The following is a 26,074-nucleotide window of genomic DNA, read 5'->3' as shown; positions in this document are numbered from 1 at the left end:
AGATTTAAGGAGTTTAATATGAAGATTTTATTAACAAATGATGATGGTATATATTCAAAAGGAATTTATGCTCTTTATGAGAAGCTTACTGAAATAGCTGAAGTTGTAGTTGTTGCACCTATCACAGAGCAGAGTGCTGTGGGGCATGCTATAACCATATCTGATCCTTTGAGGATCTATGAAGTTACGAGAAAAAACAAATTTTTTGGATATGGTGTAAAAGGGACACCAGCAGATTGTGTTAAGCTTGCATTTGATGATATTTTGACAACAAAACCTGACCTGGTAGTTTCAGGTATTAACCATGGGGCAAATTTATCTTCAAATGTGATTTATTCAGGTACCATTTCAGCAGCCACAGAAGGTGCCATGATGGGAGTTAAATCTTTTGCAATAAGTCTTGCTTCTGTGGAATATAGTGATTTTTCTGTGGCGGCGCAGTTTGGAAAATTTTTTGCAAAATATTTACATGAACTTGATGTAGGAGAAAATCTTCTATTCAATATAAATGTTCCACCACTGAAGCGTGAGGAGATTAAAGGCTGGAAATTTACTGTACAGGGTAGGACAAAATATCTTGATACTTTTGAAAAAAGGGTTGATCCAAGAGGTAATACATATTACTGGTTGACAGGGGAGAAAATTGAAGTTGAATCTGTTGATGAAAGTGATGATAAGGCGATAAATAATGGTTATATAAGTGTTACACCATTAAAATATGATATGACAAATTATAATTTTTTTAATAAGGTGAAAATGGAGGTTCAAGAATGGGAAGAATAAAATTTATTATTTTTCTGATTTTATTTGCTATCTCATTGACAGTATTTGTTGGTTGTGAAGGATGTTCAAATTCTACACCTACATCACCTGAGCAGACAAATACTCAAAATCAATGAAAAGATTACTATTTATTTTATTATTTTTTACGACTGTATCTTTTGCTGCCGTTGAGGTTCCTAATTTTTCTTTTGTAGGGAAAGAAGTATCTTCTTTTGACGTTAAACCTTCTTTTACCAGTATAGAGATTAATTTTTCAGATGTATCTCAGTTTAATAGCTATTTACAGTCTGCAAAGATAAAAATTGAGGAACCTGAAAAAAAAGAATTCAAAGCTAAAGAGCCTGGAAATATATATTCATCAAAATTTGGTACAGCACTGTCAGCAATTTTTGTGGGAGAGAAAGCTTATAGAAATTATCTTTTAAAAAATTTTTTAAAAGGGGATTACATCAATGTAATTGAGAACTACAAAAAGTATTATGAAAAGTTAAAGGACGAAGAAATTAAAGATGAAGTGGATTTTATTTATGCCGTTTCCCTTTTCAAAGCAAACTTCAAAAGTGAAGCATTTGAAAAATTAAATAAGATAATTTATAGCGAAAATATTTTCAGAGATTCGGCTCTTGATTTTTATTTTGACGTTTTGTATGGGATTGATAATAAAAAATTGATAAATATTTATCAAAGTATTGATTATAAAACACCTTATTCTACATATGTTTACCTTTCTATTTTGAAACAAAACAAGAAGTATGATGAAATCCTAAAATTTATTTCTGAAAAACAGTTAACCTATTCTTTTATAAAAGATTTTTATGTGCTGTCTCTTTATTTTAAGGGCGATTTTGAAAAAATTATATCTATTCAAGATGTATCAGATGTTGTTTTACCTTTTGTGGTGGATGCTAAAATTTCTTTAAATGAGTTATCTGGTATTCAGGATGAAATAAATAAAATTGGTGATGAGTACACAAAACGTTATTTCTTTGCCAAATTGAAAATATTAGATGATGTAGTTGATAAAAAATTGTTTTCTAATTTTAAAGATATAGACAAATTATCATTAATGCTTTTTTATATTTCAAAATGGTTTCCTGAAATAAATGTAGAGATTTTAAAAAGTTTAGATTTTTATGATAACAAGTTAAATGATTATAAAAATTTCTATCTAGGTATTTATTATTTAGAAAATAGAGAATATGAAAAGACATCATATTATTTAAATAAAATAATTTTTAATGATAAGTTGTATAAAGAAGCTCTGTTTTATAGAGGTATTGCAGAGGTATATGACAGTCCTGAGATGGCTGAGAAATTGTTAATTGATTATATAAATAACTCGTTCGATGAAGCAAAGGTTGATGTAGCAAGATTTGTTGTTGCTCAAATCAGACTTTTAAATGATAGAGTGGATGATGCCTTTTTGATTGTGGCTGATTGTTCGTCAAACCTGTGTAAAAGGATAAAAGGGGAAGTTTTTTTCAAAAAGGGCAAATTTAAGGAAGTATTGGGAATTACTGAAGGGATTAAGAGTGACAGGGTTTATTTTTTAAGAGCCGCAGCTTATTACAATTTGAAAATTTATGATGAAGCTTACAATGAATTACAAAAAGTAAGTAATGTTTCCAAGGAAGTAGATTATTTAAAAATGCTTTTATCATTTAAAAATGATAAAATTAAAAATGCTATCAATATTATGAAAAAGTATAAAAATGATGAAAAATTTATAAAAGAAGGGGTAAAATATTTATTTTTAGCTGGAGATTACAATGATACTCTTTACTTTATAAATAAGAGTGGGTTAGAAGATGATTATCTGACACTTATAAAGGCAAAAGCACTGTATTCTCTTAAAAGATATGATGAGGCTGAAAAACATTTTCAAGAGCTTTTAGATAAGAAGAAATATCTTTTTGATACTATATTTGGTTTGATTTCTATTAAGAAAGAAAAGAATGAAAAAAATTTTATAAATAATATTTTTGAAATTACATCCAAGTTGTCATTTAAAAATAAAGATTTTGTGATATTGCAGCTTACAAAAATTGCTTATGAAAACCAGGATAAAGAAAGTTACATGAAGCTCATTAATTACTTTTTTAAAAATTTTCCAAAATCAAAGTATAAAAAAGACGCATATATTTTGAGAGGAAATTTTTATAAATCAAATAAAATGTATCAAGAGTGTATCTACGATGCCAATGCTGCACTTGCAATTTCTAAGGATTATGAAGCTTTGTTTTTAAAAGCAGAGTGTACTAAAAATATTGATGTCAAAAAAGCATATCCTTTATTTAAAGAACTGGTACAAGAAAAAAGCGGATATGAATTTTTAAGTAAAAAGGAATTGATTTTTATTTCTGATAATAGTTCAGAAGTTTTGAATTACGCTCTTTATTTTAAAGATAAAAACATGGAAATTTATTTGGCAGGTATTGAGAGGTATTTGAATTTTCAGAGTAATTTTTCTGATGAAGTATACCAATATGTTGAAGAGTTGTTAAATAGTGGGGATGAGAAATTTATTCCGGCAGGTTTATATTTTAAAGGGAAATATTTATTTGAGAAAAAAGAGTATATGTATGCTTTAAAACATTTTCTAAAAGTATATTATTTATTTAAGGATAGTGATTATGTTAAAAGAAGTTTGGTTGAAGCTAAGAAGTGTTATGAATTGTTAAATAAAAAGAATGAAGCAGAAAAAATTGAAAAAATATTAAAAAAACTGGAGGGATAAATGTTTGAGGTTATTCAAAAGGGTGGAATTTTGATGTATCCCATCATTGCTTTATCTGTGATATCACTTGCTGTTTTTCTTGAAAGGTTGTTTACGCTTAGAAAGAGTAATTTTGTTCCAGATACATTTTTAGAAAAACTTTCTGTTTATCTTGAGAAAAAAGATTTTGAAGATGCTAAGAATTTGTGCGAATTGCAAAAGAGCCCAATAAGTGAAATTGCAAGAGAAATACTGAGTAATCTTGATTTACCGGTAACAAGGCTTATGGAGCTTGCAGAAGATGTGGGAAGATTTCAGGCTACAAAATTGGATAGATTTTTACCAACACTACAAACAATTGGGAATATTGCCCCTTTACTTGGTTTATTAGGAACGGTTTTGGGGATGATAAAAACTTTTATTGTGATATCTGAGCAAGGTGTTGGTAATGCACAGGCTCTTGCTGGAGGTATATCTGAAGCTCTTTTGACAACTGCAGCTGGCTTATCAGTGGCTATCCCTACAGTTATATTTTATCATATTATTAGGCATAGGTCTGAAAAGTTAACTATTGAGCTTGAAAAAGCTACTGCTAAAATAATTAACCTAATTTTTAAAGAGGGTTAAAATGAAATTTTCGAACAAAAGAAATGATAGAGGGTTGGAGATTAATCTAACCCCGTTGATAGATGTGGTTTTTTTGTTACTGATATTTTTTATGGTATCAACAACCTTTATTTATACAAACGCCTTGAAGGTAGATTTACCAAAAGCAAAAGGGGATGAACAAACGGTAAATAAAAATATTGTGGTTGTGGTGGATAGCAATAATCAGATTTTTGTAGGCAAAAAGAAAGTTCCGAAATTTGCACTTTACAGGGTAATGAAGGACTTGAAAGAGAAGAATCCCAATATACCCATTATACTTCAAGCTGATAAGAATGCAAAACACGGTACTGTGGTTTTTGTGATGGATCAATGTAAAAAAGCCGGATTTGACAGGTTTACCATCGCAGTAGAAGAAGAATGATAAACTATCCTAGATTAAGTCTATTTTTTGTTCTATCGATTGTTTTGCATATATTGCTCTTGAAAATGATTCCAGAGTATAATCTTGACTTTAAAAATATCAAACCGAAGACTGTGAAAATAGAAATTTTAAAGCAATCAATAAAAAAGGAAAAAGACAAGACAAAAGAAAAAGAGAAACCTCTCTTTAGTAACAAAAAAATCGAAAATTTAAAAGAAAAGTTAAGGAAAAAATTTAATAAAAGTGATAGCGGTAATAAAGAAGTGGTAGAAGTACCTACTATGACTACGGAGGAAAAAGTATTAATACCTGATTTAAACAATATGCAAATTTTGGAAAATAGACACATTGAAAAGCAGGATGAAAAACCTGTTTTAAGTGAGCTTGAAAGGGTAAAAAGTGAGATAGAAAAGACAAATAATGATAAGGCTCTTATAAATGAACAGCAGAGTTTTGCTAAAAACGACTTTTATGAAATAAAAAGCATTACTAATCTCAAGCGTAAAATTGTTTATGAACCACCAAAACCCAGCTTTTCCCTTGAAAGAGGGACAAAAATTACTTTAAGTTTTAAAGTGGATAGATATGGAAGGCCTTTTGACATAAATCTTTTAACTCGTAGTAGTAGTAATGTGGAAAAAATTGCTATAGATTTTGTAAAGGGGTTGCGATTTGATGCGGTTGATTATAATAAGCCAGATTTTGTGGAAATAACACTATTTTTTAGGGTGAGATGATTATGGACGTATTAAAAGAATTTGTAATTCAATTGGTGAAAGAAAAGGGGAAAATAACTTTTGCGGAGTTTATGGAAATTGCACTTTATCATCCAGAATATGGATATTATCAGAAAGAAAACCCTTTTGGGATGCAGGGTAGTTTTTACACTTCAGTAGATGCATCTGAATCTTTTGGTAGGACTCTTGCAAAAGGGTTTGAAGAAACTATCAAAGAGCTAAATCTGGCTCCTATACTATGTGAGATGGGAGCTGGTAGTGGTATGCTTGCAAATGATATATTAAATTATTATAAAGCCGAGTCCAATAAATTTTACAGTGAAGTGAAGTATATAATTATTGAAAAGAGCAAATATTTAATTGATAGACAAAAAGAATTGTTAAAAGAGCATATTGATAAAGTAGAATGGATTTCCTTTGATGGGTTGAACGATTTTGAAGGAGTATTTTTTTCCAATGAGTTGGTAGACGCATTCCCTGTACATCGCATTATAAATATTAATGGAGATTTAAAAGAGCTGTATGTGATCTATCATGATGAAAAGCTGCAGTTTTACCCTGATGAATTTTCCACAGTTAATTTAAAAGAGTATATTGGAAAATTAGGGGTTAAGCTTGTTGATAAGCAGATTGCAGATATAAATCTTGATGCTGTCAAATGGATTAAGGATGTTGGAGAAAAAATTAATAAAGGAATAGTTGTAACCATTGATTATGGTTTTGATGCTAAAAATCTTTATGCTCCGTTTAGAATGGATGGAACTGTAACATGTTATTTTAAACATACACAAAATAATGATTTCTTTGAAAGAATAGGTTATCAGGATATTACGGCATTTGTGGACTTTTCCGCTTTGATGGAATATGGCAAGGAATCCGGATTGAATGTGGTAAATTTTGAGCCACAATGGGTGTTTTTATTACAGAGTGGTATTCTTGATGAAATTAGAAATGCGAAAACGGATCTTCATAGAACCAGAATAAAATCATTAATCATTCCTGAAGGTGGATTTGGTACAAATTTCAATGTATTAATTCAGAGTAAGGGTGTGTATATCCCAGATACCTTTTTGTATAATAAAAAACCTTACGATATTTTTGAACAGCTTAGTGAAATGTATGCAGAATGATAGGTTTTGAGCTATTTGAGGTGATTATTTAGTTATGAAAGAATGTAATTTGAGGATTATTTTTTTTGTTTTATCATTGGTGTTTTTAAGTTTCAATTTATGTGCCGCTAGACTGATTACACCTATTCCTCAAAAGATTGAATATAATGAAGCTAAGGCATTGCTTGGTAAGAAGTTATTTTATGAGAAGATGCTATCAAAGGATAAAAAGATTTCATGTGCATCATGTCATGATTTATATTCAGGAGGTACTGACCACAGAAAGTTTTCTATAGGTGTTTTTAACAGGGTGCATTCGATTAATAGTCCTACCGTATATAATGCCATATTTAATTTTAGACAAAACTGGAATGGTAGCGCAAAGGATTTAAAAGAGCAAGCGGCTATGGCTATTAAAGGTTTTTCAGAAATGGATATGACAGAAAAAGAGGTTGAAGATAGATTAAATAAATCTTCTAAATACAGAGAGTTATTTTATAAAGTTTATGGTATAAATGAAATAAAGTTCAGTTATGTGATTGATGCTATTGCAGAATTTGAAAAGGCATTGATTACTCCAAACTGTAAGTTTGATAAATACTTAAGAGGTGAAATCGAATTGACAGAGGATGAGAAGGATGGATTTAGTCTTTTTAAAAGTTTGGGGTGTATCACTTGTCACAATGGAGTGAATCTTGGTGGAAATTCTTATCAAAAAATCGGGATTATTTTCCCTCATAAATGGAGTGAGAAAGTTCCTGATTTGTATCAAATAACAAAAGATCCTGAAGATAAAAATGTGTTTAAAGTTCCTACTTTGAGAAATATTGAGATTACATATCCATATTTTCATGATGGTAGTGCGAAAACTTTAAAAGAGGCTGTGGAAAAAATGGCTTTGCATAACTTAGGACTAGAACTTAATAAGGAAGAAATGAAAAAGATTCTAATGTTTTTGAAGACTTTAACGGGTGAATTGCCTGATATAATAAAAGAGAATAAGGAAAAATGAAGCGAAATCTTAGTATTTATTTAATTATTATTTTTGGGAGTTTATTGGCATTATTTTCAGGTTATTTGATTATTAATAGTGAAAGTGATTATAGAAAATATCTTAGCATTGTGAGTCATGTTGAGATGCTTGGTAGGTTGGAAAATGAACTGAACAGAAAAATTTTAGAGTGCAGCTTTTTGCTCTATTATAATTATGATGAAGTTATAGATGTTTATGACAGACTTCTAAAACATGCTGACGAGTTATTTGATGATTTAAATCAGCCAGAATCTAATTATTATAAAAAAAGTAAAGAGCTTGTGAGTGCTTATGAAGAGTTGTTGATAAAAAAAAATAAAGATTTACATAAATTTATAAGATATAATTCTACCATTAAAAATTCTTTAGTATATATTCCCACCTTGATTTTGAAGCATACTGAGTCAAGCCAGGTAAATGGGTATCATTACCTTCAGATGTTTACTAACATAGTTTCAACCTTGTTGTTGATAAGGAACAATTTGGATTTGGAGATGTTGGATATTTTGGAAGAAAATATAAAGTTCATAAAGAGTCATGAGCCTGATAGTGAACTCGATAAATTGATACATGATAAGATATTAAGACATCTTGAAGTTTTTAGTAAATATTATCCGTCTTATGTAATGCTTTTGAATAGATTAACTGATACACGATCATTAAGTTTATTAAAACAGATGAAGACTGTTTACCAAAAAGAAAATCAATATACTTTTAAGAAGCTCCTATTATTAGCAATCTTGTTTTCAGCTGGTATAATAATGGCAATTAGTTTTATTGTATATTATATTGTGCGGCTTAAAAAAGCTGCCACTATCGATCATCTCACGGGGCTTTACAATAGAAACCGTCTTATTCATGAATTAGATTACAGCAAACATCACATGCTGTTTATTGTTAATATTGACGATTTTAAGCATATTAACAACTTTTATGGAGTTAGAATAGGTGATGAATTTTTAAAAGTTTTTGGGAAAAAGCTGAAAGAGTTGGTAAAGGATTATTGCAGAGCAAAAGTTTACCGTCTTGGATCTGATGATTTTGGAGTTTTAGTCAGAAAGGAAAATGTTGATAATCCTGAGAAATTTGCGAATTATCTTGTTAATAAAATAGAAAATAATGAATTTAAAATCGATCAATGGGATATTTCTGTATCAGTTTCAATCGGTATTTCTATGGAAGAACCGTTATTGGAAAAGGCTGATATTGCTTTGAAATATGTAAAACGAGATAGTAGATTGAAATATGCTGTTTACAAAGAAGTATTGAACTTTGAAAAAGATGTCGAGATTAATATGAAAATTCTGAAGGCTTTGAAAATAGCCTTGGAATCTGATAAAATTGTTCCATATTATCAGCCTATTGTGGATAATAAAACTGGGGTTATCAGCAAATATGAATGTCTTGTAAGGATGTTTGATGAAAAAGGAGAAATGATTTCACCTGGTATTTTCTTGGAAGTGGCAAAAAAGGGCAAATTATATGGTGAGCTTACCAAACGTGTAGTAGAAAAAGCATTTAGTTATTTTAAAGATAAACCGTGTGAATTTTCTGTGAACATTTCAGTGGATGATATCATAGATTTTTCTACAAAATCATTCATTATTGATAAATTGAAAAAATATCCTGAGATTGCTAAAAAGGTGACGTTTGAAATTTTGGAGAGTGAAGGTATTGAAAACTTTGATATTGTTTCAGAATTTATAAAAGATGTTAAGCAGTATGGAGCAAGTATTGCTATTGATGATTTTGGTAGTGGGTATTCAAACTTTTCATACTTGTTACAATTAAATGTGGACTATATTAAAATTGATGGTTCTTTAATTAAAAATATACATATTGATGAAAACTCAGAACTTGTTGTTAGAACTATTGTGAGTTTTGCGAAAAAACTTAATATCAAAACGGTAGCTGAATATGTGCACAATGAAGAAGTACATAAGAAGGTGATAGAATTGGGAATAGATTATTCACAAGGCTTTTTTATAGGTAAACCTCTTGCTAGCTGCTATTAATTCTTCACTGAATTTTATAATCATCTTTTTAACAAATGCTCAAAAATTGATTCCAATCAATTTTTTTAACAAATCATATGTTATAATTATAAAAAAGAAATGGTGGCTTAAATGTTTAAAAATTTTCTATTAATTTTTTTTCTTTTTACTGCTGTCGTGATAGTTCCTTTGTATGCAATTACTTTGGATGAAGCGATAGAGATTGCCCTGAAAAATAGTCCTGAATTTCTGATACAAAAACAAAGACTTCTTGAAGCAAAAGAGGAAAAAAAAGCAAAAAAAGCCATAAATTATGGGAAAATCAGTGCCTTAGGAAGTTATACCAGATATAATTTACCTCGTACTTTAGCGCCTATTGTACCTCCTATAAGTCCTGATGTAATTACGAGTAAAGATATAACTAGTGCAGGGATAGTTTATGATGTACTTCTTTTTAATGGTTTTGCAGATATAACAGCAGTAAAAATTGCCGATTTGAGTGAGAATACGTCTAAAATAAAACTTAATATTACAAAAGAGCAGTTAATTTTTAATGTGAAATCTCTTTATTTTAAGATTTTGGCTATGGAAAGTCAAAAGGAAGCAGCTTTGACTTATTATAAAGCATTAAAAATCTTATATGACAATGTTGCGAAAGAAGTGGCTCTTGGGAAAAAAGCAAAAATCGATCTTTTAAAAGTCGCTGCCGATCTTGAAAATGCTTCATTTAATATGGAGAATATTAAAAACTCCATTGACTCTTTGAAAGCAATGCTTGCTGCATTGATTGGTGTTGATGAGATAGAAGATGTTGCCCCTGTGAACGATGATGAGAAAATTAATAATTTTATAGATGTAAAAGATACTTATAAATACAAACTTTCTGAGATTGAAGTTAGAAAATCGAAAAAGGCATTAAAGAAGTCAAAATCTCTCTATTATCCTAAGATTGGGTTTAGTGCTTATTATGGAAACAATTATGCAAAAGGTGAAAAAGAAGAATTATGGCAAGCAGGAATTACTGTAAATTGGTTATTATTTGATTTTGGTAGCAGAAAATCTCAACTACAAAAAGCGAAAATCTCTCATATGAATGCCATACTTCAGCTTAAAAAAACAGAATTAGAACTTAAAAGCTTTATAATTGATGCACAAAATAAAATTGCTACAGCAGTTGAAAAAGTGAAATCTGTTAAACGGCAACTGGAATTTTTATCAAAAGTCAAAGAAGCAGAAAAAATCAAATATGAAAAGGGTGCTTCAAATATGTATGACCTTTTATTCGCTTATGCAAAATATCAGGATGCAAAAAGTAATTATATTGATGCGTTGTATAATCTTAGGATACAGAAAGCTTATCTTAATTATTTGTTGGCGGGTGAAAAATGAAAAAAATTCTTTCTCTGATTATTATTATTTTGATTGTTGCAGGTGGTGTATTTCTTATCAAGAAAAGAAAGCAGCAGTTGGCATCTCTACAGCCTCCTCCAGCTAAAACGATTACTGTGGAAACTGTTCATCCTAAAAATATGCATATTGAGGAGATAAGGCAATTTTTGGGAAATTATTATTCCATCCAGCATCCTGTAATTGCTTCAAAAGTAAGTGGATTTATTAAAAAATTATATGTGGTGGATGGAGAAAAGGTTAAAAAAGGACAACTTCTTGTCAAAATTGATGATAAAGAGATTGTAGAATCTATAAATGCACAAAAAGCTGCAATAAGAGCTTTAATCCAGTCAATAGAATCTTTAAAAGTAAATTTAAAGGCTCTTGAAAGTGATTTTTTATATGCCAGAGATGCTTATGAAAGAAATAAGGAACTTTATAAAGTAGATGCACTTTCCAAAGAGAAGCTCGATTTTTCACGTGTGGCGATGGAATTGAAGCTTGCTAAATTGAAATCAACTCAAAAAAGTATAGAAGCGAAAAAAGAGGAATTAAAGTCCTTAAAAGCACAGCTTTTGTCTAAGGAAAATCAGTTGAAATATACATCCATCAAATCCCCTATAGATGGAGTTGTGGGCAGAGTTGTATTGAGAGAGGGGGATTTGGCCGTACCTGGCAAACAGATTTTGACATTGTATGGTATGAAAAAAAGAGTAGAGTTTTCGTTTTCTCAAAATATGCTTGGAAAAATAAAAAAAGGGAAGAAAGCCTATCTTTTAGGTAAGCAGGCTGAGATAACAAAAGTTTTACCTGTTGCATTTAAATTTTTGGCGGTTGCTTACATTGATCTGGATACAACTTTACCATTGCCTGAAAATAGCAATATAAAAATTGGAGTTGTTATTAAAGAAGCTACGGGGAGTACGGTTCCTGTAAATGCATTACTTGAAAAGGAAGATGGAGTTTATCTTTTTGTTTATAATGGTGGAAGATTTACTCCCACAAAAGTACAAATTCTTTCTCAAAATGACAAATATGCAGTGGTGTCTCCGGATATAAATAAACCGGTGGCAATTGGAAGTAGTGATAAATTATCCAGACTTTTTGTGATTACAAATGCAAAGGCTGTAAACAATGAGTAACAGCTGGATCGAAAAAATATTAAAACGACCTTATTATATTATTTCCTTATTAGGTTTTTTTGTTTTTCTCGGTTTATATGGGTATAATTCTATCGATAGAAAGTTATTCCCTGATTCAAATCGCCCTGAAATTGCTGTTGTAGTTGTTTGGCCAGGAGCTGGAGCCAAAGATATTGCTTCCAATATATCAGTACCTGTGGAAGAAGAGCTGTATACTTTAGATAAGGTACGTAGGGTTTATTCGACGACTATAGATGAAGTGAGTGTAATTAGAGCAGAATTTGAGTATGAAAAAGATATAGACAGTGCTGCCTCAGATGTTGCAAATGCTATTTCTAAAATACGATCTTTGTTGCCTCCAGATATTAAAGAACCACAGATTCATAAAATAACTGCTGCTACAGCTCCTGTTGTAACTATTGGTGTTTCCTCTAATAAAGTATCATTGGAAGATGTCAGAGAAATAGCCGAAAATGAAATAAAGAATATTTTGATAAAGATAAAAGGTGTTGCAAATGTAGATGTATTTGGTGGTTACAAAAAAGAGGTATTGGTAGAAGTCAATAAATCTCTTGTAGATAGATATGGAATAACTCTTTATCAAGTTTTAGCAGCATTATCGAAGAATGATCGGGATTATGCTATAGGTTTTATTGATGTACCTCGAGGAAGATTTTTGCTTAAATCCAGAGGTAAAAGGGAAACATTGCAAGCGATTAAACAACTTCCTATTACTGAAAATATCCGTTTAAAAGATGTGGCAAAAGTTTATTATGGGCATTATGATAATACGGCTCTTTACTATGGAAATGGTAAACCTGCTATTGCTTTGGCAGTGCAACGTTCAATTGATGCCGATGTCATCAAAACAATCGAAAACGTGGAGAAAAAATTAAAAAGTATAAAAGCATCTTATCAAGGACTCACTTTTGAGATAACCGATACTCAAAAAGATACGATTAAGCAGAGTATTACAAATATGTTTGAATCGCTTCGTGATGCCATTATTATGTCCACCATTGTAGCATTTTTCTTTTTGGCTTCTTTCAGGCAGGTCCTGGTAGTACTTTTTACAATTCCTCTTGTCTATGCTGCAACAATTGCAATGATGTATCTGTTTGGTATTGAATTTAGTGTGGTTACACTTACAGCAATCATCCTTGCTTTGGGGCTTTTACTTGATGACGCTGTTGTGGTTATGGAAAATATTGAGCGCCATTACAAAGAGCTTAAAAAGCCAATAAATAAAGCGGTCTTGGAAGGTACTAAAGAGATAATGTTTGCTGATCTTTCAGGGACTATTACCACTATGGCTGCATTATTTCCAATCATGTTTGTAGGGGATTATCCACAGACTATTTTCAGACCGCTGGTATCAACTCTGCTCATAGCACTTGCGGCTTCTTATGTTATATCTATTACAACCGTTCCACTTTTGAGCCTAAAATTTTTGGCTATAAAATCATCCTGGGTATTAAAAGCAGAAGCACTGTTTTCTAAAATAACAGATGGCTTTAATAATTCTGCTAAAAGTTTTTTTGCTAAATTAGCTAAATCAGCCATGGGAAGTAAACCGCTAACCGTTATTTATTTTGTAGTACTGATAGGACTTTTTTTTGTAAGTGTCAGGCTGGTCATGCCTCTGGTTGGGCAGGAATTGATGCCTCCAATGGATACGGGAATCGTAAAAATTGATATTACCGTTGATCCCAATCTTTCCATTCAAAAAAGTGAAGAAATTTTGAAAAAGGTTGATAAAGCTATCTATGATAGTGGAAAAGTATTTCGGATTTCAGCGAGTGTTGGTAGTGAACCTGGAGTACTTAGTGTTGGAAGTGGAAGCGGGATAGACCATATTTCCATTACAGCCACTTATGTAAATAGATTTGAAAGAAAAGAAGATATTTGGGATATTGAAAAGAGGTTGAGAGAAAAAATCGAACAAATCCCAAATATAAAATATTTTACTGTTTTTGATTATGGAGCAACAGCACTTTCCAGTATTAGAGGGAATGTTGATGTAATGTTAAGCAGCGATAGCTTTGAGAAACTTCAAGAGGCTTCAAATATTCTTCTAAAAGTGCTTGCAAACACCAAAGGACTAGTCAATGTGGCAAAAACTTGGGATTTGGACAAGACGGTTTACAAGCTTGTTATTGACGAACAGCAATCTGCATTTTACGGGGTAAATGCAGATGATATTACAAATCAGATTAGTATGATTTTGAAAGGTATTCCTGCTGCCTCCAGAACCGTTCAAAACTCACGGGATATGAATGTACGTATCTGGAGTAGTGACAGGGATAACATGTTAGAATTATTGAAAACTGTACTTATTGATACCCCAAAAGGGAAAATTCCTCTATTAACATTAGCAAAGTTTGAAAAAGTTAAAGAGCCTAGTCAGATTACAAGAGAAGGGCTTGAATATACAGTTGATGTTTACGGATTTAGAGAAAAAGCTGCAATTTCACATATTATGCAAAATTTTAATAAAGCTTTTAATGGAGTAAGATTACCTGACAATGTTAAATTAACTCAAACTGGAGATATAGCTCAATTCAAAGATTCTGCAAAAAGGATGATAAAAGCGGTGTTTTTTGGTATATGTTTAATTTTTTTAACTCTTGTGCCAATGTTCAATTCATTTCGATCACCTCTCTTAATAATTTTTTCAATACCTTTGACAATTGTTGGGGCAAGTTGGATACTTCTAATGCTCGGTTATCATACTTCCATGCCGGCGATGATGGGGTTTATCCTTTTAAGTGGTATTATTGTAAACAATGCAATACTTCTCATAGAATTTGCACTGTTAGGTATGAAAAAAGGTTTAAGTGCCAAAGAGGCAATGTTAGAAAGTATCAAAATCAGGACAAGACCTGTTCTTATGACTGCATTTGCCACTACGGCAGGTATGCTTCCTGTTGCGCTTGGTTGGGCGATAGGTCTTGAACGCCTTGCACCTCTTGGAGCAGTTGCTATAGGTGGACTTATGGTTGGGACCTTTTTAACTCTTGTATTTATACCTATAGTTTTTGTTTGGATTTATAGAAAAAAAACAACCATTAATTTTTAAAAAGATGAAACGGAGTAGAATAGAAAAAAGACTATTATCTAAAATCATATTTATTAACAAAAAATTGCATTACTATTGTCTGACATGTCTAAACTAAGTTTTACTTTTTTTTGTCTTCAAAATATCTACGATAACGCTATCTGGAAGATAGAAGATAAAAGATTTTATCACTAAGCAACAAAAACAATTGCTATTTTTTTATTATACTAAAATTAATTGACTATTTTTTAATTTATTTTAATATTCATGGATGACTGAACGCACAAAAGGGTTTCTTGCATCAATTTCAGCATTCATAATTTGGGGAATACTTCCGTTTTATTGGAAAAAACTTATTGAAATACCTGCCTTGGAAATTCTTGCCTATAGAATTTCCATGACATTTATCCTGCTTGCAATATACGTTACTTTTAAACAAGGAAAAAAGATAACGTATTTATTTGATAAAAAAATTATTCTTACTTCAGCATATAGTGCTTTATTTCTAGCGTTAAACTGGCTTATTTATGTTTGGGGAGTAAACAGTAATAAAATTATCGAATGCAGCTTAGGATATTATATCACACCACTTGTTAGTGTTTTATTTGGCAGAATATTCTTTAAAGAGGATTTTACAAAATTACAAATAATCTCCATTCTGTTTGCCACTGTTTCCGTCTTATTACTCACTATTAAGTATGGAAAATTTCCTTATGTGGCAGTGAGTCTTGCAATTACTTTTAGTTTTTATTCAGTATTTCGTAAGAAATCTTCAGTAAAATCAGTTAATGGATTGTTTCTTGAAACTGCTATTTTAACCCCTGTTTCCATTGCATATATTGTTATGTACGGACATAATCTTTTTCATTTAAAAACTACAATAACTTCTTTACTCATTTTTAGTGGTTTTGTTACTGCGACACCTTTGCTTATGTACGTTTATGGTATCAGGACGTTGCGTTTATCAACAGTGGGGATGCTTCAGTATATTGGTCCCACTTTAATGTTCATCATAGGACTGTTTGTATATAAAGAAACATTTACAACCACTCATTTAATTAGCTTTCTTTTTATATGGATAGCTATTGCCATTTTCATCTTTGAACCCAATAAAAAAAGATAACTGATATTAAAAAAGATTTAATGCAAAAATGTACTTAAAATATTTATAAATTTTTAAGACCTTTGCACGGTAGTAGTGTTTTAAGATTTTAATAATTCATTGTTATCTCAATATAAATATAGGTGTTTTTAGAGAATGGGGGGGTGTATTTTTAGGGAAGAATACTATTGCCTGAAGACCGTAAAGAGCCGGAAAAATCAGAATGGTCTGATAAACCAAAAGTTAGTTACAGCAAGTATCCGGATGGGAGAGGGGGGAAGATTGAAAAAATAAGCTGTAGAAATTCTTTGCAAATATTCATCTAAAACACCTAAAGAACTATAAGCATATATATTGGAAAACACAATAAATTTTCGAGGAAATACTAAACAAAGAGGTGAAATAACTATGGTTATTATTAAAACTTATTACCTTTATTGAAATAATCCTCTGTTACTTCTTCAAAAACCTTTCTGAAATGGTATCCGCAGATTGATAAATATATAGCCATTGGCAAACATTTAAACTTTCTAAGAGACACCCAAAATAACAGTTTATAAAAATAATATCTTTCCTTTTCAAAAATTCCTAATTTGTACAATGACTTAAAAAATGCCTTTAATCTTTTAAATGAAAACTTTACATTGCTAAAATCTGGTGGATTATAATCCTTTAAAAATGTCTTTAAACGTTCATAAAATTTTTTAGGAGAATAAATAGTGTTCACAATTTTAAGATAACCTTCAACCAGTTTTTCCTTATCAATTTTTGGTATAAAGTTAATAAAAATGTCGGTATTATTGCCTCCAAATATATCTAAAAGTCTGTTTTCAGATTTTAATCTTTCATAAAGCTTTGTGCCTGGAGGAGCATTCAAAAGCCCAACCATTGCTGTAATAATACCACTTTTCTGAATGAAATTAATTTGACGGTCAAAAATATCTAAAGGATCACTATCAAAACCAACAATAAATCCACCCTGAACCTGAAGCCCTTTTCTATGCAATTTTCTAACTGAATCCATTAAATTCCTGTTAATATTTTGATATTTCTTACTTTCATTTAAGCTAGCTTCATTTGGTGTTTCTATACCAATAAAAACAGTGTCAAAACCAGCTTGTACCATCAAATCAATCATTTCATCATCGTCTGCCAAATTTATTGATACCTGTGTGAAAAACTCAAAAGGATACTTCCTTTTCTTCATCCATTTAATTAATGTCGGCAAAAGCTCATCTTTTACCCTTTTTTTATGAGCAATAAAATTATCATCCACAAAAAATACTCCGCCTCGCCAACCGAGATTGTACATATTGTCAAGCTCGGTTATTACCTGTTTTACTGTTTTGGTTCTTACTCTGTTTCCCAACATTGAAGTAACATTGCAGAAATCACAGTTAAAAGGGCAGCCTCTGGAATACTGAATGCTCAAAGATGCATATGCGTTTATATCATCAAGTGCTTCCCATTTCGGTGCAGGTGAATCAACCATATCAGCATAATCATCCGGCATATACACATTTTTGGGGACACCAGTTTTTAAGTCATTCAAAAACTTAGGAACAGTTATTTCACCTTCTCCCAAAATCAAGTAATCAACATTATCAAATTTATCAGATTCTACTGTAAACAGGGGGCCACCACCTGCCACTTTAACATTATATTTATGACACCTATCAATGATTTCTAAGGCTGAATCTTTCTGAATAGACATTGCACTGATTATCACAAGATCAGCCCATAATATATGTTCATCGGTTAATCTGCTTACATTTAAATCTACCAGTTTAAGAGACCAGTCTTCAGGTAACATTGAAGCAATTGTCAGTAAACCAAGGGGAGGAAGACTTGCTTTCTTGTTAATAAAATCTAAAGCGTATTTAAAACTCCAAAACGTGTTTGGATATTCTGGATATACTAGCAATGCTTTCATATTACATTTTACACCTTATTTTTTTTTATTTCAAATCAAATTAAAAAAAATTTTAAAAAATTTATCAAAGTATGATAAAATTACCCACAATCGCAGAAAATAATATCAGAATCATAATTAAAATAACCTAAGAGCTTCCATAGAGTAACATCAATTGTATCTACATTTTCACTGAGCCATAGTTTTGGTCTAATCAGAGATTTATTATCTTGAGTTATCAATTCTTCATTTAAGACGCTTTCTGTATGTAAGGTAATCTAAAAGTCCATCCAGTAGTAAGATAAAAATAAAAAATCCCAGCAATATTTGTTTGAAATAGATTTTCCCAAATCTTGAAATATAAAGCTTTGCTGTGTGCCAGTACTTTTCCAGTCCTATAAATGTTGTAGTTTTGTCAAGTTTTACAACTTCTGTTTTTACACCTTTGTCACTTACATTCACCCTTACATAATGATAAAAATTAGTTTCAGGAGTTGTACCCTTTAATTCAGCTCCAGCACCACCAGTAATTATGTGTTTTAAGCCTCTTTTCTCAAAAGCATAATAGCCATGAATGTGTGACTCAAAAAGAATTGTTACATTGTATTTAATAAATAAATCCTCTAATTTTCTCGCAAAATCAGAGTCTTTTAATGCATGTGCAAACTTTACTCCGCTATCTACAAAATCCCTAGGGTCCCAAAGTGGAACATGCATAAACACAAACCTGTATTTAAGGTTTTGCGAATTTTTTAGTTCATTTTCCAGCCAATAGAACTGCTCATCAGAAATATTATTTTCATTACTGTTATCTAACAGTATAAATTTTGTATCCCCTAAAGTGAAACTATAATAAAAGCTGTCAAAAATTTTGTGATAAAAATAACAGTTTCGAAAAGCTACATCATGATTACCAGGTAATACCAGTGTTGGAATTTCTATATGCTGTCTTTGTTTCAAAAAAGCTTGATAAGTCTCTTTAGTAGGATAAAGAACAAGATCACCTCCAATTATAGCAAAGAGTAGCTTTTTGTCTTGGTTCAACTTATTGATAATATAGTTAAAAATAGATGAATTTTTATTATCACCCAAAACTGCAAATGTAAAACCTCCACCTTTATACCTAGCCTTAATTTCCTGCAATGATTTAAAATTCAGATCATGTTCTTTGATAGGGATAAGATCGCCATATTCACTCCAACCCCAAAAGCCTATTACCAATATAATTAGGATAATTCTAAAATATTTTCTTTTACTAAGATAGTAAGCAGTGAATTCTAATAGTTTCATCTTTTACCTCACAAACTATTTACAACTTTTATAATGTCTCTCGCTGCAAAAGTTTTTTTAATCTTTTTTATTTAAATTCTAGTAGTGTTACTTTAATTGTGTTTGTAGTTGAGATAAAAAGAGCTTCCTGTGAGCCTGTAAGAAAAATACAGGAAGTTCTTATGGAAAAACACTCTATAAATATTTTAGAGTTGTTAAAGCCATTAATCAAGTCAGTTTTGGAAGAAATGATGTTAGAAGAGAGATAATATTATTTGCAAGAACATTCGGATACAAAGGGAATGCTTTTTATAAAAGAGATTTAAAAACAATTTTGAGAGTATTAGTAGGTATATCTGTTCCAAGAACATGAGATAGCAATTTTTCAGGTAAATTCATTCCATATCGTAAAAACAACACTATAGATTTAGGCGAACTTAAAATATCAAATTAACTATCTGATACTTAATAAAATATTCCGTTTTTATAATTAATTTAAATTGATTAATTTTTATGAATTTTGTCGAATTTTTTGAATAAAATTTAATTTACAATTAACATTCTTTAGTCTTGCAGTTGTATATAGAAGAGGTGCAGGTCAATCTTATAATTTTGATATAATAAAAGACGGATATGCTTGTATCTATAGAAAGCTAAATATCCTAAAATATTAGATGATTTACTTAAACGAGCAAAAAGAAATAAAAAAGGTTTATGGGCTGTTGATTATCAAGTAATGATGTGATTAATACCTTATTTAATTTTTAAATTATCCTTAAATTTGTAAGCAGGTTTTAAGTTAAAATTTTTTAATTATTATTAAAAGTAAAATTGAAAATATTATTTTGAATGATATAATAATTTATTAACATTTATGCTATCAAGGAGTTATTAATGAAAAAATTATGTATTTTTAGCTTATTAGTTATATTATTAATAAGTAACACTGTATTAAGTTATGATAATTCTACCAATCAAAATGAAATAGATATGAAGAAATATAAAGATAATTTAATGTTAGTTACTAAGATGTTTTTTGATTCTTATACAAAAAATTGTAAAGAAGGTGATGGATATGCATGCTTGAATTTAGCTATGATGTATGAAAAAGGTAATATAATTGTAAAAAAAGATGTTAAAAAAGCATTAGAGTTTGGAGAAAAATCTTGTAATTTAGGTTATGGTAAGGGGTGCGGTTTTTTAGGATATAAATATTTTTTTGGGAAAAATGTAAAACAAGATATGAAAAAAGCTTTGAAGTATTATGATAAAGCCTGTAAATTAGATGATTTTTTATTTTGCCATAAGCTTGGAATATTTTACGAAAAAGGTTTGAGTGTAAATAAAGATTATTTTAAAGCATTTGATTATTATAAGAAAGCATGTGATAATAATTTTTATGATAGTTGTGTTTCTTTAAGTGATTTATATGCTAATGGTTATGGTGTAAGACAGGACTATTCAAAAGCTATTGAATATTCTAAAAAAGCTTGTGATCATAAGAATGCTGTTGGATGTTATTTTACAGGATATTATTACTTTATCAGATCATCAAAACCAAAAAAAGAATATATAATAAAAGCAAAAGAGTACTTTGGTAAGGCTTGTGATTTGAAATTTCAAGAAGGATGTAATACATATCGTGTAGTAAACGAATTGGAAATGAAATTATTTAAAAAATAAAATTAATGAATTATTTTATTCTTTTTCTTCTTTTGTAACTTCTTTTGCAGCAGCAAAATTAAAAGCTGGTAAAATAATAGGTTTTATTCCAGCATTAGTGGTAAATGTATTAATAAAACTTCTTAAAAAAGGAAATGCTATCGCAGGAGAGTTAGTTTGTACAAAATTAGATATTTTAAAGTCTTTGTCTATTGGTTTTGACGTTTCAAATAATGCTACTGCTTTACATTCTAACACAAATTCCTGCTCTATATTTTCTATTAATAAATGAAATATAACTGAATATCTTTTATTACTTGACTCATTAAATTCAACTTTATATTTTAAACCAATAGTGAGTTCTTTAAGTTTACTATTAATATTATAGTTGTAGTTTAGTTCAGTAATTTTAAAATCTTTAAGCTTTATTATTTTTGTTTTCTTGGGTTCTTTCATTATGCTGCTAAATCTCCTTTATTGTTAGTTATATTACTATAATGAATACTTAATTTTTCATCCTCTTTAAAATTAAATATAATTGGACTTTCTTCATGAAGTTTGATATTTGTAATTTCTTCACCAAATAAACAATCATCATTTTCATCTTCAGCTATTTCAACAAATTTAAAATTACCAGCAAATAAATTAAAATATTCATCTACTGGTATGCTTTCTATGTTAAGTTTTTCTACTTCTTCTAATTCTTTTATTAATTCATCTTCTGGAGTGTTATCTAAAAAATCATTTAGTAGTTTTAGTGATTTTTCGTAAATTTCTTCCATATTGTATCTCATATCATCTCTCCTCGATAAGTTTTTTATTTAATATAATATCATCATTTTTTTCTACAAAGCAAATCATAATTCGAGGATCTAAAAAAATATAATCCTTATTAGAAAAATTATATTTTTCCTTTCCTCTTTTCAATCTCCTTATTCTATCACTATCGTTAACTGCTCTTATAACTTTAAAAGGAAATATACCATTACATTTATTATTTAATCTCTTTAAAAATTCTATTGCCTTACCTACAGTCCATTTTTTATCTCTAAATTTTTTTTCTAATATTTTTATTAATTTTCTAAAATATATCATGTCGGCTCTATTACCTACTAAATCAAAAAAATCAGGTTTTTTCAATATAAGTTTCGCTTCTATTATATAATAACCATTTTTATAATGCCATTTCCCCCAGAGTCTTGCCATTTCTATATTATTATCCCAAAAGTAATAACCTGTTCCTAAAAAAGGAGTTTTATTATCATCTTCATTATATTCAGACAAAAAAGGTGCGTTTTTTAATACCTTTTCTTTTGTTCCATCTTTTTCACACGTATGATGTCCTATAGTTTCTAAATAATGTACACACATTTTTATTTTATATTGAAATCTTTATGTTAAAGTTAATTAAAAATTTTTATTTTTGCAAGAAAAAATAATAAACTTTGCGTAAGCAAAGTAGTCTAAATTTGATTGCAAGTTTTACTTGCAGATAGTTTCAATTATTTACAAAGATGAGTATTTAACTTAATATAAACAATTAAGATTAGTAATAAAGGGATTAAAAGAGAATAACTTATGGGAAATGAATTTAATAGAGATAAAAAAGTATTATGTAGAAGATTTTATTCTGAGTATAAAACAAGGAAGATCAGCTAAAACAGTCAATAATTTCTTAATACCTTTTAGAAGAATTTTTGAAGATGCTTTTGATTAAGAAATTATAAATTCAAACATAATGCTTAAAATTAAGAATTTAAAGGAAAAAAAACTGATATTGAACCGTTTTCAAAAGAAGAAATGTTGATGATCTTAGATTATATTCAAAAAAATATCCTGAAATGTATGCTTTTTTTTTTTTTGCCGTAGGATTCATGACAGGGATGAGAACAGGTGAGTTATTAGCAATGAAAATGGGAAAATTTTGATTTTAATTGTTGGATATATAGAGTTAAAGAAAGTATGACAGACGGTAAGTTACTTAAACCTAAAACTATAGATAGTATTAGAGATGTCGTAATAATAGAACCATTACAAAAGATAGTACTTAATCATAAACAATACACTTTTATGAAATCAAAGTTTGTATTTTTAACTAAATGGGGAACTAATTATACTCAATCTTCGAATATAGTTAAAAATATCTGGAGACCGACACTTAAAGTATTAGGTATAAGATTTAGAAAATTTATCAAATAAGACATACGTATGCTATATTATCATTAATTGCAGGCATTTCACCGAATTTTGTAGCCAAACAAATGGGACACTCAGGAGTGAGAACACTTTTTGAAAAGTATTCAAAATTTATTAAAGAAAATGATCACAAAGAAGCAGAAAAATTGTCAGATTTCTTTTTTAATTCAAACAAAATTGTCAGAAAACTGTCAGAATTTAATTTTGATAATTTGTAAGTTATTGATTTTATTGGATAAAATAGAGTGGAGCGGAGGGGAGTCGAACCCCCGACCCCTACAATGCCATTGTAGTGCTCTCCCAGCATTATCCCAATATTACCAAAGAGTAACCAACCCGTCCACAAAACTTGTCAAGATTTTTGTCAACTTTTCTAAGTGGAGGTTTTGGTTATGGCTCTTAAAGTTGGACTTTACAAAGGTGTTGAAACTTGGTTTTACGATTTCACTTATCACGGTAAACGTTACAGGGGTTGGTTACTTCCTGTATCGAAAATGACCAGAAAGGAAGCTACGGAGAAAATAAAAGAGATAAAAGCCCAAGTGGCTTTGGGGTTGTATCAGAAACAGACTGTAAAAAGAGAAGCATCTTTCAAGGAAGTGTTAACCATGTTTCTGGAATACCTGAAAACCCACAAGGTTAGTACTTACCACACATGCAAACATCAGTTTGCCAAACTTATTGAGTTTTTTAACAACAAGAAAATTACTCCCCAGCTTATCTACAAATGGCAACAGTTAAGATTAGCTCAAGGTGTATCTGGTGCAACCATCAACAGAGAACTAAACTTTGTCAAATCAGCTTACAACAAAGCAATTAAACAAGGCTTGGTTAAAGAAAACCCATTTCAACACTTCCTAAAGTTTGAGGAATATCCACGTATGAGATACCTCTCTAAAGATGAGTTGAACAGGCTATTAAAAGCCACAGATGGTTATCTAAAAGAAATAATAATTACAGCAATTTTAACGGGTATGAGAAAACGTGAAATATTAGATTTGCACGTAAATGAAATAAACTTCGAGCTAATGATTATCACCAAGAAAGCAGAAAACACTAAGAACAATGATTATAAAATCATTCCAATAAACGACACTTTGGCGGGAATATTTAAGAAAAGGCTTGAGAAATCCCCTTTTGGCTATGTGTTTTATAACCCTAAAACAGGAAAGCCATTTACAGACATCAAAAAAGGGTTTACCAATGCATTAAAAAGAGCTGGTATAGCTGATTTTAGATTTCATGACTTACGCCACACGTTTGGCACTTATGCCCTATTAATGACTAAAGACCTTAGGACTGTTCAAGAACTTCTTGGGCATAAGGATATTAAGATGACACAAAGATACACTCATATTTTAAACCAACAAAAGAAAAATATTATTGATAGTATCAATAGTATTTTTAACCTGTAATTTAAATTTAATTAAGTTTTATAACTAACTTGCCTTGTTTTGAATATTTCAAAAGTTTTTCTCTAAATTTGTTAAAGAGTATATCGCCTTCTGTTATTAAATAAGTATTTCCAGATTCGTATCCCTCAACATATTTTTTTAAGGCTGGTTTATAATATTTCTCCACGTCAATTACAAAATCATAATTAGATTTCTTTGCTAACTCAAAATTTACTTGATTAATCATATTGTAAGCTTGTTTTAACTTAAATAAGCTTTGTTCTATGTTTTGCTGGTTTATAAGCAAACTTATTGCTTCTTTATAATATGTTAAAGAACCGAATATTTTATCTAACTCTTTTGAGATTTGTTTATTGTAGTATCTTTGATACTCAAAATAAGGAAAAGCTAATGCTTTTATAGTTGGAACAATTTGTCCTAAAAGTAACCATTTAATAAATCCATTTTGTTTAGCATATTCATAGTTATAAAAAGGAGCAAAAATAGAAAACGATACTAAAAAATAAGCTACAAAAACATAACTTGCTAATTTTACAATAAAATTAGATAATTTTTTCATAATCCCTCCCATTAACAAATTTTTAACTTCTTATTAAATTTTATCATATAACTATAAGGTTGCAAATAAACTTGCTATTTTTTTTTATTCTTGTTTTATGGTGTAGTCAGTAATACTGTCAGTGTTAACTATCTTACCTATACCCACCCCATCAAAAATTTTTAGGGGAGGGGGCATATATAAAAAAGCCACTCAGATTTGCGAGGTGGATAAAAAGGTTGGTGAATACTTATGGGTAATATTTATCTTCTAAACACAATGATAACTGTTTAAATTTCATTATTTTCTTTGTTGGCTACTTCATGGGTAAGAGAACCAAGAATATATATTATTAAGAAAAAAATATCAAAAAGCTCAAACAATTCATTTATAAATATTCTTCCAACAAAACCAGTATAATGAATTCCTACAAAAAAATTTAATATCCTCGCAAAATTTTTAATTTTACTATCAATTTTTTCTTTATTATTTTGAATCCAAATATGAGACGGCAATATATATAACCATAAAACGCTTATTGGTATAACCAGTATAGGGTATAACTTATCAAAGATATTTTTATTGCTTAAGAGATAATTTTTTACGAAACTAAAACTAAACTCTAAATCTCCTAAAGAAAAGTCTCTTAGTGCAAGAGGAAGTAATACAAACAAAAATAAACACCATAATGGAGAAGTGATAAAGCTTATAAATTTAGCTTTGGGGATTTGTATATAAGGCTCTATTAACAATCTAACGGAAGCTAATAAGACAAAAACAGTAATCAAAATCAAGATAAACGAAATAATTAAGTTTAACATTAGGCATCACCTGTTAAACATTATATTACTTAACTTTACACTACTTGGAAACTAATTTAATTTCCAATTAAATTTTATCATAAGAATACTTCTTTGCAAGTAAACCTAAAAAATCATTTCAACGTATATTCTCACACCAATTCTCTAAGATTCCCTTACTCTTACAAT

At 29.7% G+C, this 26,074-nt stretch carries 26 protein-coding genes and 1 tRNA gene; 19 read left to right on the top strand and 8 right to left on the bottom strand.

The features are described from left to right. Positions 1-18: 18 nt before the first annotated feature. From surE to rarD, 13 genes are all read left to right on the top strand, one after another. The gene (gene surE / locus FHQ18_RS00515) at positions 19-783 is read left to right on the top strand and encodes a 5'/3'-nucleotidase SurE (RefSeq protein ID WP_149265214.1); all 765 of its coding nucleotides are present in this window, start codon (positions 19-21) and stop codon (positions 781-783) included. Then, a complete protein-coding gene (locus FHQ18_RS12805; RefSeq protein WP_281285434.1) occupies positions 771-899 on the top strand; it encodes a hypothetical protein in 129 nt (42 codons plus the stop codon). Before surE ends, FHQ18_RS12805 begins: the two co-directional genes overlap by 13 nt. Further along, entirely contained in the window at positions 896-3,520 is a 2,625-nt protein-coding gene (locus FHQ18_RS00510; RefSeq protein WP_149265213.1) for a tetratricopeptide repeat protein, read from the top strand. Before FHQ18_RS12805 ends, FHQ18_RS00510 begins: the two co-directional genes overlap by 4 nt. Then, entirely contained in the window at positions 3,521-4,126 is a 606-nt protein-coding gene (locus FHQ18_RS00505; RefSeq protein WP_149265212.1) for a MotA/TolQ/ExbB proton channel family protein, read from the top strand. Position 4,127: 1 nt separating this feature from the next. Beyond that, complete coding sequence (locus FHQ18_RS00500; RefSeq protein WP_149265211.1) at positions 4,128-4,529, top strand: ExbD/TolR family protein; 402 nt, start codon at positions 4,128-4,130, stop codon at positions 4,527-4,529. Positions 4,530-4,594: 65 nt separating this feature from the next. Continuing rightward, on the top strand, positions 4,595-5,266 hold the full coding sequence (locus FHQ18_RS00495; protein WP_149265210.1) for a hypothetical protein: 672 nt from the start codon (positions 4,595-4,597) through the stop codon (positions 5,264-5,266). Positions 5,267-5,268: 2 nt separating this feature from the next. Beyond that, positions 5,269-6,396, top strand: a complete 1,128-nt coding sequence (locus FHQ18_RS00490; RefSeq protein WP_149265209.1) for a class I SAM-dependent methyltransferase — start codon at positions 5,269-5,271, stop codon at positions 6,394-6,396. A gap of 34 nt (positions 6,397-6,430) precedes the next feature. Then, positions 6,431-7,387 carry a cytochrome-c peroxidase gene (locus tag FHQ18_RS00485; protein ID WP_149265208.1) on the top strand — a complete coding sequence of 319 codons (957 nt, stop codon included), beginning with the start codon at positions 6,431-6,433 and terminating at the stop codon, positions 7,385-7,387. Continuing rightward, a complete protein-coding gene (locus tag FHQ18_RS00480; protein WP_149265207.1) occupies positions 7,384-9,423 on the top strand; it encodes an EAL domain-containing protein in 2,040 nt (679 codons plus the stop codon). Before FHQ18_RS00485 ends, FHQ18_RS00480 begins: the two co-directional genes overlap by 4 nt. 111 nt (positions 9,424-9,534) lie before the next feature. Further along, a complete protein-coding gene (locus FHQ18_RS00475) occupies positions 9,535-10,791 on the top strand; it encodes a TolC family protein (RefSeq protein ID WP_149265206.1) in 1,257 nt (418 codons plus the stop codon). Beyond that, positions 10,788-11,933, top strand: a complete 1,146-nt coding sequence (locus tag FHQ18_RS00470) for an efflux RND transporter periplasmic adaptor subunit (protein WP_149265205.1) — start codon at positions 10,788-10,790, stop codon at positions 11,931-11,933. Before FHQ18_RS00475 ends, FHQ18_RS00470 begins: the two co-directional genes overlap by 4 nt. Beyond that, entirely contained in the window at positions 11,926-15,012 is a 3,087-nt protein-coding gene (locus tag FHQ18_RS00465; RefSeq protein WP_149265204.1) for an efflux RND transporter permease subunit, read from the top strand. Before FHQ18_RS00470 ends, FHQ18_RS00465 begins: the two co-directional genes overlap by 8 nt. A gap of 250 nt (positions 15,013-15,262) precedes the next feature. Beyond that, positions 15,263-16,114, top strand: a complete 852-nt coding sequence (gene rarD / locus FHQ18_RS00460; RefSeq protein ID WP_149265203.1) for an EamA family transporter RarD — start codon at positions 15,263-15,265, stop codon at positions 16,112-16,114. Between the two features lie 397 nt (positions 16,115-16,511). On the opposite strand, the gene FHQ18_RS00455 is transcribed toward rarD, so the two are convergent. Beyond that, positions 16,512-18,026 (bottom strand): B12-binding domain-containing radical SAM protein, encoded by a 1,515-nt coding sequence (locus tag FHQ18_RS00455; protein ID WP_149265202.1) that lies wholly within the window; start codon positions 18,024-18,026, stop codon positions 16,512-16,514. A 225-nt stretch (positions 18,027-18,251) separates the two neighbouring features. After that, positions 18,252-19,295, bottom strand: a complete 1,044-nt coding sequence (locus tag FHQ18_RS00450; protein WP_149265201.1) for a metallophosphoesterase family protein — start codon at positions 19,293-19,295, stop codon at positions 18,252-18,254. Positions 19,296-19,393: 98 nt separating this feature from the next. Between FHQ18_RS00450 and FHQ18_RS12560 the strand changes: the two genes are divergently transcribed. Together FHQ18_RS12560 and FHQ18_RS00445 are read left to right on the top strand one after the other, a co-directional pair. Next, entirely contained in the window at positions 19,394-19,543 is a 150-nt protein-coding gene (locus tag FHQ18_RS12560; RefSeq protein ID WP_188020301.1) for a hypothetical protein, read from the top strand. 625 nt (positions 19,544-20,168) lie between these two features. Then, a complete protein-coding gene (locus FHQ18_RS00445; RefSeq protein WP_149265200.1) occupies positions 20,169-20,957 on the top strand; it encodes a tetratricopeptide repeat protein in 789 nt (262 codons plus the stop codon). A 15-nt stretch (positions 20,958-20,972) separates the two neighbouring features. On the opposite strand, the gene FHQ18_RS00440 is transcribed toward FHQ18_RS00445, so the two are convergent. Genes FHQ18_RS00440 through FHQ18_RS00430 form a run of 3 tightly spaced genes read right to left on the bottom strand, consistent with a single transcriptional unit; the run spans position 20,973 to position 22,307 of the window. Continuing rightward, positions 20,973-21,392, bottom strand: coding sequence for a protein-export chaperone SecB (locus FHQ18_RS00440; protein WP_149265199.1), 420 nt, complete (start codon positions 21,390-21,392; stop codon positions 20,973-20,975). After that, positions 21,392-21,730: a hypothetical protein gene (locus tag FHQ18_RS00435; RefSeq protein WP_149265198.1), complete on the bottom strand. Its 339-nt coding sequence runs from the start codon at positions 21,728-21,730 to the stop codon at positions 21,392-21,394. Before FHQ18_RS00435 ends, FHQ18_RS00440 begins: the two co-directional genes overlap by 1 nt. A gap of 1 nt (position 21,731) precedes the next feature. After that, a complete protein-coding gene (locus FHQ18_RS00430; RefSeq protein WP_149265197.1) occupies positions 21,732-22,307 on the bottom strand; it encodes a hypothetical protein in 576 nt (191 codons plus the stop codon). Positions 22,308-22,521: 214 nt separating this feature from the next. On the opposite strand from FHQ18_RS00430, the gene FHQ18_RS12800 reads away from it, so the two are divergent. The 3 genes from FHQ18_RS12800 (at position 22,522) to FHQ18_RS12555 (ending at position 23,350) form a co-directional block, all read left to right on the top strand. Next, the gene (locus FHQ18_RS12800) at positions 22,522-22,653 is read left to right on the top strand and encodes a hypothetical protein (RefSeq protein WP_281285433.1); all 132 of its coding nucleotides are present in this window, start codon (positions 22,522-22,524) and stop codon (positions 22,651-22,653) included. 245 nt (positions 22,654-22,898) lie between these two features. Further along, complete coding sequence (locus FHQ18_RS00425) at positions 22,899-23,135, top strand: hypothetical protein (RefSeq protein WP_149265196.1); 237 nt, start codon at positions 22,899-22,901, stop codon at positions 23,133-23,135. 62 nt (positions 23,136-23,197) lie between these two features. Beyond that, entirely contained in the window at positions 23,198-23,350 is a 153-nt protein-coding gene (locus FHQ18_RS12555; protein ID WP_188020300.1) for a hypothetical protein, read from the top strand. 28 nt (positions 23,351-23,378) lie between these two features. On the opposite strand, the gene FHQ18_RS00420 is transcribed toward FHQ18_RS12555, so the two are convergent. Then, positions 23,379-23,470, bottom strand: a tRNA-Ala gene (locus tag FHQ18_RS00420). 54 nt (positions 23,471-23,524) lie between these two features. Between FHQ18_RS00420 and FHQ18_RS00415 the strand changes: the two genes are divergently transcribed. Continuing rightward, complete coding sequence (locus tag FHQ18_RS00415; RefSeq protein WP_149265195.1) at positions 23,525-24,547, top strand: phage integrase; 1,023 nt, start codon at positions 23,525-23,527, stop codon at positions 24,545-24,547. 7 nt (positions 24,548-24,554) lie between these two features. Here the strand turns inward: FHQ18_RS00415 and FHQ18_RS00410 are convergent, their stop codons facing one another. Together FHQ18_RS00410 and FHQ18_RS00405 are read right to left on the bottom strand one after the other, a co-directional pair. After that, complete coding sequence (locus FHQ18_RS00410; RefSeq protein ID WP_149265194.1) at positions 24,555-25,106, bottom strand: hypothetical protein; 552 nt, start codon at positions 25,104-25,106, stop codon at positions 24,555-24,557. 269 nt (positions 25,107-25,375) lie between these two features. Beyond that, positions 25,376-25,906, bottom strand: coding sequence for a hypothetical protein (locus tag FHQ18_RS00405; RefSeq protein WP_149265193.1), 531 nt, complete (start codon positions 25,904-25,906; stop codon positions 25,376-25,378). Positions 25,907-26,074 lie beyond the last annotated feature (168 nt).

It is taken from the genome of Deferribacter autotrophicus (genome assembly GCF_008362905.1).
Classification (GTDB): domain Bacteria; phylum Chrysiogenota; class Deferribacteres; order Deferribacterales; family Deferribacteraceae; genus Deferribacter; species Deferribacter autotrophicus.
This window is presented reverse-complemented; position numbering and strand designations above follow the sequence as displayed.